At 67.4% G+C, this 9160-nt stretch carries 6 protein-coding genes; 3 read left to right on the top strand and 3 right to left on the bottom strand.

Translation table 11 applies throughout. From position 1 onward, the window contains the following. Nucleotides 1-68 precede the first annotated feature (68 nt). Both HMPREF0058_RS07695 and purN read left to right on the top strand, forming a co-directional pair. Nucleotides 69-1607 (top strand): cell division protein PerM, encoded by a 1539-nt coding sequence (locus HMPREF0058_RS07695; protein WP_141560522.1) that lies wholly within the window; start codon nt 69-71, stop codon nt 1605-1607. Beyond that, complete coding sequence (gene purN, locus HMPREF0058_RS07700; protein WP_101638382.1) at nt 1597-2229, top strand: phosphoribosylglycinamide formyltransferase; 633 nt, start codon at nt 1597-1599, stop codon at nt 2227-2229. The genes HMPREF0058_RS07695 and purN overlap by 11 nt, the downstream gene beginning before the upstream one ends. Here purN and HMPREF0058_RS07705 read toward each other — a convergent pair. The 3 genes from HMPREF0058_RS07705 to HMPREF0058_RS07715 form a co-directional block, all read right to left on the bottom strand. Next, nucleotides 2226-2426, bottom strand: coding sequence for a hypothetical protein (locus HMPREF0058_RS07705; protein ID WP_006549204.1), 201 nt, complete (start codon nt 2424-2426; stop codon nt 2226-2228). The two genes, purN and HMPREF0058_RS07705, sit on opposite strands and share 4 nt — an antisense overlap. 220 nt (nt 2427-2646) lie before the next feature. Then, entirely contained in the window at nt 2647-4131 is a 1485-nt protein-coding gene (locus HMPREF0058_RS07710; protein WP_006549205.1) for a beta propeller repeat protein, read from the bottom strand. A gap of 10 nt (nt 4132-4141) precedes the next feature. Continuing rightward, nucleotides 4142-4669, bottom strand: coding sequence for a YagU family protein (locus tag HMPREF0058_RS07715; protein ID WP_006549206.1), 528 nt, complete (start codon nt 4667-4669; stop codon nt 4142-4144). 487 nt (nt 4670-5156) lie between these two features. Between HMPREF0058_RS07715 and HMPREF0058_RS12765 the strand changes: the two genes are divergently transcribed. Beyond that, nucleotides 5157-9160 (top strand): InlB B-repeat-containing protein (locus HMPREF0058_RS12765; protein ID WP_169305827.1); only part of this gene is annotated, 4004 nt, incomplete at its 3' end.

Consider the following 9160-nt stretch of genomic DNA (forward strand, 5'->3'; position numbering starts at 1 on the left):
GCCGGGCCTGCCTGCGCCCGGTGTGCCTGGTCCTCGCGGTAGTCTGACGGCGGCCCAGGTCAGAGGGGTTGACGGCGTCGCCCGCAGCAAGGGAAGGCAGAGCACTGAAGAGCGCACTGAAGGACAACTCGCTGCTCGCACGTGCCGGTGCCCGCACGCGCTCCCTGCGCCTGCCTGCCCTCCACCTGCCGCCTGACTGGCCTTTTGCCGTGCGCGCAGGGGCGGAGGCGGTGCTTGGCGGCTGGCTCGTGGTCATCGTGCTCACCCTGGCGGTCTACATGGCGACCTCGTCGATGGATGCCGCCGCGGCCCTGTCCGTGGGTGCGGCTCTGCGCACGGGCAGCGCCCTGTGGTCGCTGGGGCTGGGCGGCGGATACGGCTCGCCGAGCGAGCCGGCTGGCGCGATTGAGCTGCCGTTGCTGGGCCTGACGCTCCTGCAGCTCCTCCTGGCCCGTTCGGCCGTGCGCCGCGCGCACCTGCGTACTGCGGCTTCCGGCGGCCTGGTGGTGGGTACGACGACGGCGCTGGCTGCCTTCCTGCTCCTGCTCACCTCGCCGGGCGGCTCGCGTACCTGGCCGGCGATCGTGGGCACGGCCTTGCTGACCGCGGTGGTGGTGGTGGTAGACCTCCAGCGCCGGGGTTTGGGGTCCCAGCGCCTGACGGGCTGGTGGCATGAGCGCCCGGCCTGGGTGAGTCCGGCCCTGGTGCTCACGCGGGATGCGGCCGTGGCCCTGGTGGCTGCGAGCGTCCTGGTGCTCCTGGCGGCGGTGGTCGACGGCGCCGCGCGCGTCTCCCGTCTCCATGACGCCCTGGCTGGGGGAGGGGTGATCGCCTCGCTCGGCCTGGTGCTCCTGCAGCTGGGCTGGGTGCCGACCACGCTCGTGTGGGCCCTGTCCTGGCTGGCGGGGCCGGGCTTCATTGTGGGCGCGGGCTCGACCTTCACGCCCGACCACGTGGTGGCCGGCGCCGTACCGACTCTGCCGCTGCTGGGCCTGCTGCCCACCGCTCCGGTGGGAGGCGAGGGCTCCAGCGCTGGCCTCTACCTGCCGATGGCGCTGACGGCGGTGGCGCTGGTCATCGTGTGGGTGCGTCGGCGCCGCCTGCGGGCGCTGCCGCTGGCCCAGGTGGTGATCGCGGCGGTGGCTGCGGCGCTGATGGTGGCGCTCGGGGTTGGCGCCTGCTGCCTGGCTGCCTCAGGCTCGATCGGTCCGGGCAGGCTCACCGAGGTTGGCCCGAACACCCTCATGACGGTGGTCCTGCTGCTGGTGGAGCTTGGCGTGGGCCTGGTGGCGGCTGCCGTGCTGGTCCACCCGCGCACTCGAGTGGCCACGGAGCACGGTGTGCGTCAGACGGTGTCGGCGGCCGGATCGGCCGCGGCGAGCACGCGTGAGAAGGTCGAGGCCGGTGCGCGTGCGGCCCAGGAGCGCAGAGAGCGCGTGCGCGCCGAGCGTGAGGCCGCGCAGGCCGGGGACCAGGAGGCCGCCGATCCGCAGGCTGCCGGATCCGCCGGCGGCGAGGCTCCTCGCGTCGAAGTGATCGAGGACCAGGCGGATGTGGCGACGACGGAGCTGACCCAGGTGAGAAAGGAAGGCAATGATGCCGACTGACAACGCTGTTCCCAGCAACGTGATCACGTCCTCCACGGCCGGGCCTGCCCGGCTCGTCGTCCTCGTCTCTGGCACGGGCTCGAACCTGCTGGCCCTGCTGCGCGCCTGCCAGGACCCGGCCTACGGCGCCGCCGTGGTGGGCGTGGTGGCGGACAAGGAGTGCGCCGGCCTGGGCCACGCCCGCGCTGCCGGCGTGCCGGCCGTAGTGGTGACGCCGCGGGACTTTGCCGATCGTGCTGACTGGGACCGCGCCCTGGCTGAGGCCGTGGGCGCGCTGGAGCCCGAGCTCGTGGTCTGCGCCGGATTCATGCGCCTGCTGGGCGAGCCTTTCCTGGCGCGCTTTGAGGGGCGCATCCTCAACACCCACCCCTCGCTGCTACCGGACTTCCCGGGCGCGCACGCCGTGCGGGACGCCCTGGCAGCCGGCGCCACCCGTACAGGCGCCTCGTTGTTCTGGGTGGACGCGGGCGTGGACACCGGCGCGCTCATCGCCCAGGTGGAGGTGCCGGTGCTAGAGGGGGACACTGAGGAGACCCTCACTGACCGGGTCAAGGCTGCCGAGACCCCGCAGCTGGTGGAGCAGGTCGGCCGCCTGGCGCGGGTGGGGAAAGGTTCCCTCTAGCTCTCAGGCTCCGAACGGTGGAGCCTGTGCGACAGGTAGAGGGCTGGGAGAAGCATCAGCATCGCTGTTCCTCCCACCTCCTCAGCCATCGCTGACTCATGGGTGAGCATGAGGATGAAGGACCAGATGAACAGGCCTGACAGCACGATGAAGAAGGCCCTCAGGTCAAGGTCCGCGAGGCGTCTCATCTGCGTCATCGCCGCATCTCTCAGTAGGCAAAGGCTGTGCTGGTGACACGGCTAATGATACTGCCCCCTTGGGTGCGCCGCTCCTCGTAGATGAGTCCCATGCCTCTAGGCCTTCCTGACCACGCTGCCTCGGCGCAGACGCGTCCGGGTCATGCGGAGAGAAGCCGCCATCGGTGGCCCGGCCTCCATGTACCGCTGAGCACCTTCCCTGCTCAAAGGGAAGGAGCCGTCAGCCCACCTCAACCTGCTGCGGAGCAGCCTGCTGGCGTAGGAAGCGGAAGCCGCTGGTGGCGGGGTCGTAGGCGAAGACTGCTTCTTGGATCTCGCCGTCCTCGGCGTAGTCGGCGTCCTCGCCCTGGCCGATCACCACCTCGATGACGCCGTCCACCGCCTGCGCTGCGACGGGTGTGTCAAAGGGGTCGAAGCCCAGCACGGACACCAGCTCACTGGCCTGCGGGATCGCGGCCTGCGTGAAGCTGGCGCCAGCGTCCTGCGTGATCGCCAGGGAACCACGATCGTTCCCGAAGATCCCCAGGCTCGGGCTCACCCAGGTTGCGAGCGTCATGTCATTGGTGACGGCGCTTGGCACGGGCACCTTCTGCCAGGTGAGGCCGGCGTCGGGCTCCTGGGCGTCCACCTGGGCCCGCCACGCACCGTAGTAGGAGGACCCCAGCGCCCGGTCCACGGCAAAGCCCACGCCCACGGTGCCCTCGGCATAGGAGACGAAGGACGTCTGCGGGTCGCCCTGGCCGATCACGCTGCGCTGCCAGCTGGTGCCTGCGTCCAGGGAGTAGAGCAGACTCACCTCCTGGCCCTGGCCCTGGCCGCTGTCCGGGCCGTAGAAGAGGAAGCCTGTGAACTCAGACGAGACCACGTAGCCTCCTCGGTCCAGGCTGGTGCGGGGCAGGGAGCTGGCCGCGGCGGTAACGCCCTCGTAGCCGCCTGGGACGGTGATCCAGGTGGCCCCGGAGTCATAGGTGACGTCGAGCTCGCCCTCGCGGATCCGGTAGGTCGCGGGCACAGAGGTGTCCGGCAGGATCTCGACCGGTGGCTCCTCCCGCAGACTCGGATCGGTGCTGATCTGGTACTGGACAGGTGTGATCACGCTGATGACGCGGTAGCCACCGGCCGTGGGGGACAGCTCGAGCACCAGCTGCCCGACGATCCGGGAGCCCTGGCGGTAGAGCACCGTGGACTGGCCGGTGAAGGCTGAGCTGGTGAAGTGCTCGATCGCGGGCAGGCGTGGGTGGAGCCCCACGTCCACCTGGACCCAGGCGCGGTTGCCGATGGTCTCCTGGCTGCGCTCGTCTGCCAGACCGAGCCACTGGATTTGAGTGGCCGAGCCGCCAGAGAGCTGGAAGGACGGGGAGACGGTGAGTGAGCGGTGCTGTTCCACCCACTGACCGAACCATCGCCTCACGGCCGGGACCACGCTGGCCTCGTCCAGCGCCAGCTCACCTTGCGCGGTTTCTGCAACGGCTCCGGCCTCCGCGCCGGAGCTGCCGACGCCGGAGCCTGCCTTTCCGCTGTCGTCTTGCGTGGCGCTGAGGGCAGGGATGACCTGGCCGGGGATGCCGGGCTCCTCGTAGCGCAGCCAGAAGGCGCTCAAGACGGCAGCTGCGATGAAGACGAGCGCGAGGAGGATGAGACAGACCAGCAGGAGGGGGCGCACGCGCCTGCGTGGCGCGCGCTGTGGCTCCGGCGAGGCGACCATGTGGTGGGCCTTAGCGTGTGGTGGGAGCCAGAGCCCTGCGGACGGCCTCGATCGACCAGGCCCACACCACGTGCCCGGCGGCCTCGGACATGTGCTCCTGCCAGGGCTGCTCGGTGGCCGCAGGGACGGTGCCCAGCGCCGGCAGAAGACCCAGGTGGAAGCCGGCCCACACGCCAAGGCCGTAGACCGCCCCGCCGCCGGCGGTGATGGCGGGGCAGCGTCGGGCGGCGACGCAGTAGGGGACGGCCATGGCCACGGAGAAGGCGTGGTGGACGGCCAGGCCCGTCACGGGGACCTGGTTCTCGTTGAAGGTGACAGTGGCCTCGCGGACCTCGGCGGGGATGCCCAGCTGCTCGAGCAGGTGCATCGGCGGGTTGGGGTCGTCACGCTCCGGGGTGCGTGGGGGCAGAGCAGCCTCCCAGCCGATCTTGACCATGCCGGAGACCAGGCCGGCGAGCATGCTGACGCCGGCGGCCTGGAGAAGGGAACCACGAGCGGGGCGGCGTCGACGGGAGCGTGCGGGGCAGCGAGTGAGCATGAGGACCTCCTTGTCATGCGGCTAGCCGCAACCGGCCGCGCTGGGACTCAAGTCAAGGGTAGTGGGCGGTGCAAGACAGGGAGTTGGTCCGATCGCATCGGCCGCTCGGTGAAGTCGAACATAGGTGTGTTCTCTGTGAACTGTCTTGGTAAAGTGAGTGTGTATCCCCTTGTCCCAGCCGTCGCAGCTATTCCCCCGAAAGAGGAGACTTGTGATGCATCGTTTACCCCGCTTCAAGAGGACCTTGTCGGTTCTCACGGCGGCCTTGGTGTCCCTCACCTTGGTGTCGCCGGTGACTGGAGCCTTTGCTGAAGATGACCCCGCGCCTGTCGCCGCGGTGACTGAGGTGGCAGAGGAACCCGCCTCTGAGGCTCCCGCGCCACAGGAGGCTGCCGACGCCGCCACAGACCCGGCTGCAGATCCTGCCACTGAGGAAGCTGCAGCGGCTCCGGTTGCTCCTGACGTCAGCGTCGAGAAGGACGCTGCGATGGACGATGCTGCCGCTGAGCCTGCCGTCCTCACCGAGCTATGGGTCAATGGCTCCACGGGCGATGACGCCAACGCCGGCGCCGCGGACGCCACGGCGCTTAAGTCCCTCGCGAAAGCTCTCGAGCTTCAGAAGAACTCGAACGGCGCGATCAAGACGATTCACGTGGCGGGCGCCTTCGACGCGCTCCCGGCCGCCACGATCCCCGCCGGGGTGACCCTGGTCGTCTCCGCGGACACGACGATGGCAGGCGCCGGTGCCAATGGTCTCACCCTCGCCAAGGGCTCCACCCTCAGGGGTGAGAACGGCGTGACGCTCTCCATGAGCGGTTTCGACACCGCGATCCTCGTGCAGAACGGCGCGACCCTCACCGACGGCACCTACGTGCTCAACGGTAACAAGGTGGGTCTGAACGCCCAGGGCGCCATCACCGGTACCAGCCGTGAGGCCCTGAACATCTCGATCGACTCCACGACCGGTGCCCAGACGGGCCGCGCGTTCTTCTACTCAGGCACCGCGCGGTTTGCTCACGCCACGCTCAAGGTGTCCGGAATCCCTGTGATGGCAAAGAAGGATGATCCAGACTATGGCCCCTGGGGCGGGCGCGGCGCGTCACTTTACCTAGACGATGTCTCAATGTCCACAGAGGGAATCCGTTTCAATGTCCAGGGCGCCAGCTCCACCGTGCAGATGAAGGACTCTACATTCATGGTGAAGGGCACCTTCACGAAGAAGAACTTCTTCGGCTTCGTCCTCGACAAGGAAGCGCTGGGCTTTATCGGTGGCACCCCCTCGCTGATCGAGGGTTCCCACATCATCGTGGACGGCGCAGTCTTCACGATGCAGGGGCGCCAGACCTATCGGAACTCAACCATCGAGGTCAAGAACTCCGGCATGGGCGCCATGAACATCAACTGGGGCGCCAACGTCACCTTCGACAGCTCGACGATCAAGGTGGACGAGAACGTCAGCCAGACGAAGATCGTCGTCGGCGGGTCAAGCGAGGCGGTCAACGATCGTTCCTCCGTCACGCTCACGGGTGACACTGTGCTCCTGACCCCGGCGAAGGGCACGGGTGCGACCACCTATGACGGAATCGCACTCGGTCCGACCGGCCAGGCCTTCGTGGTGACCGGCGGGTCGTATCTCACGGCCTTTGATGGCAAATCGAACCTTGCCAATACCCAGGCCACCAACGGTGAGGCCAATGGCAACGAGAAGCTCTCCCTCTTCACACTCGCCGATTCGTCGGTGAGTGTGTTGAACCCCTTGAACAAGAACGGCCAGGCCTATGAGTACCGCGTCGCTAACGCCACGAGCGACGGCCAGAAGCACGTGTGGGTCCCGGCCGCCACGATGACGTTCGCGCTGAACGACCCTGCTCTCGCCGACGACGCGAAGATCTCTGCAGCGAAGTTCGCTGACAAGTCCACGGCTGATAAGACCGTGAAGGCTATTCGTGGTCATGCGGTGGCGGTGGCGAGCTCGGTGGTGGCGGGTTCGACTGAGGTGCCGGCTGAGCCGTCGGCTGAGGGGTATGAGTTCCTGGGTTGGTTCTACAAGGATGCCTCCGGCAAGGAACAGGCATTCGACGCGGCTGCCACGGCCGTGACTGGCGACATGACGGTGTACGCGAAGTGGGAGAACCCGGCCGTGAAGTACAGCGTGGTCTATCACACGAACCTCGCTACGGATACCGCCTACTCGGCGACTTACAGCGCGCCCGACCGCGCCTACACGGCGATCTCCGTTGCGGACGCTGCCGCCAAGGAGCCTGCATTCAACGCCCAGGGTCGTACTTTCGTGTCCTGGAATACGAAGGCTGATGGTACGGGTGAGACTGTGAACCCGGGCGATGATCGCACGCTCGCCGAGGATGTGGCGAGTGTGGACCTCTATGCCCAGTGGCAGCTGAACGTCACCCCCTTCCCCTACCAGGGCACCATCAATGCTGACATGTGGGGTGATTCTGCCTCGGGTCAGGCTGACAGCAAGTCGGCGTTGATCGTGGACGCGGATGCGGGCGAGTCCTTCAGCCTGACTGGTGCGGTGGACGTCTCGGCCATCAAGCAGCAGATGACCGCCATCGAAGGGCAGTTCCCGGGCGTGAAGCCGGAGGACATCAGGCTCTCGGGCACTGCGTCCACCTTCACGGCCGCACTCACGCTGCCTGAGGGGGTCACCGTTCCCTCTGACCTCGATGCCTCGAAGGTCCAGGCTGAGGGTCTGGGCAGCCTCTTCAAGGTCGACGATGTCACCGTGAGCGGGCGGACCGTCACGGTGAAGCTTGGTCTCACCCAGTCCTTCGATACCTACCTCGGCCTCAAGGAGGCCGTGAATGGTGCGGGCAACGGAGTAGCACCAACTGGGGCGGCTTTCCGGGCTGCTCCCACGAGCCCGTTCACAGACCAGATCACCCTGACGATTCCGGGCTTCACGCTCGCTGAGGGCGTCGGCGCTGGCGAGCTCACGGCCACGGGAACCGTGGCGGGCTCCATGCAGGCCCTCGCCCAGGGTGGGGACGCTGCCGTCAAGTTCGACTTGTCCTGGAATGGTACCCAGGTCGAGGGCGGTAAGGACGTTCGTGCCACTGACGACACCACCATTCAGCAGACGATCCTCGTGAAGAAGGCTCTTGAGCTGGGGCTCCCGGCGGACATGCTTGCTTCGGCGCAGCGCGCCGGCGAGGCTGCCCCAAGTGCGGGGACTGACACCACGAGCAAGGCTCCTCTTGGCGTCTACCAGGGTGACAAGATCAACCTGACCGGCACGATTGATACTAAGGGCATCAAGGACCAGATGGTCGGCATCGAGGCCACGTACGGCGTGGTAAACGACGAGAACGGCCAGAAGGCCATTTCGATCGCCGACCCCGCCTCCACCTTCACGGCCACCTTCACGGTGCCTGAGGGCATGACGCTCCCCGCGGTCCTCACCAAGGACACGGTGGTTGACACCGGGTTCGCTGACACCTTCGAGGTGAGCGATCTCAAGGTTGAGGGCAAGACCGTCACCGTCACCTTCAACCTGAAGAACGCTTCGGGCATCAAGACCTACGCCGACCTCAAGGCGGCCGTGTATGCGCTTGATGACACGATGAAGCTCACCGTCCCAGGTATCGCGATCGACGAGGGCGTGGCCGACGGCACCGAGCTCACCGTCACCGGCGGGGTCTCCGGTACCTTCAGCGCCGTGGCCACCGGCGAGTCGGGCAAGGTCCGCGACTTCTCGTTCAAGTGGACCGGCACGCAGACTGATGAGGGCCGCGACGCGCGCGCCACGGGCGACGTGATCCAGCTCACCGTCGCTACGCCGACCCCGCTTGACCTCGATCTGCCGTCCGACATCCTTGGTGATGGCGAGACCGAGCACGCCTCCGTGCACCAGACGCTGCGCGGCGACACCGTGGACCTGACGGGCGCGGTGGACATCACCGGCATCAAGGAGCAGATGGAGGCCATCGAGGGCCAGTTCAACAAGCCCGACCCGAAGACGATTGCCGTGGACCTCAAGGGCTTCGGTTTCACGGCGACGATGACGGTGCCTGAGGGCATGGAGCTGCCCACGGACCTCTCAAAGGTCACGGCGGACGGCCTCGCACGCACCTTCAAGGTCTCCTCCACCAAGGTTGATGGGAAGACCTTCACGGTCACCTTCGAGCTTGCGGACCGGCTGACGAGTGGGTCTGAGCGGATCACGAACTACTTCCAGCTCAAGCAGGCCGTGGCTGCGGCAGGTGTCGCTGAGGGCGAGAGCTCCTGGCTCAAGATCACTGTGTCGGGTGTGAAGGTCACCCAGGATGCGCCCCTGAACACGGACCTCACGGTGACCGGCGCCGTGTCCGGCTTCTTCAAGGCCGTGGCCACGGGCGCCTCGGGAACCCAGCGTACCTTCTCGTTCCGCTGGAACGGCAGCCAGTGGGCGGATGGTAAAGACGCGGCGGCGCCTGACGGCGACGCCTCGATCCGCTACACCACGCGTATCCCGGCGCCGACGGCGCTCGG

Origin of the sequence: Actinomyces urogenitalis DSM 15434 (genome assembly GCF_000159035.1) — a bacterium.
GTDB lineage: Bacteria > Actinomycetota > Actinomycetes > Actinomycetales > Actinomycetaceae > Actinomyces > Actinomyces urogenitalis.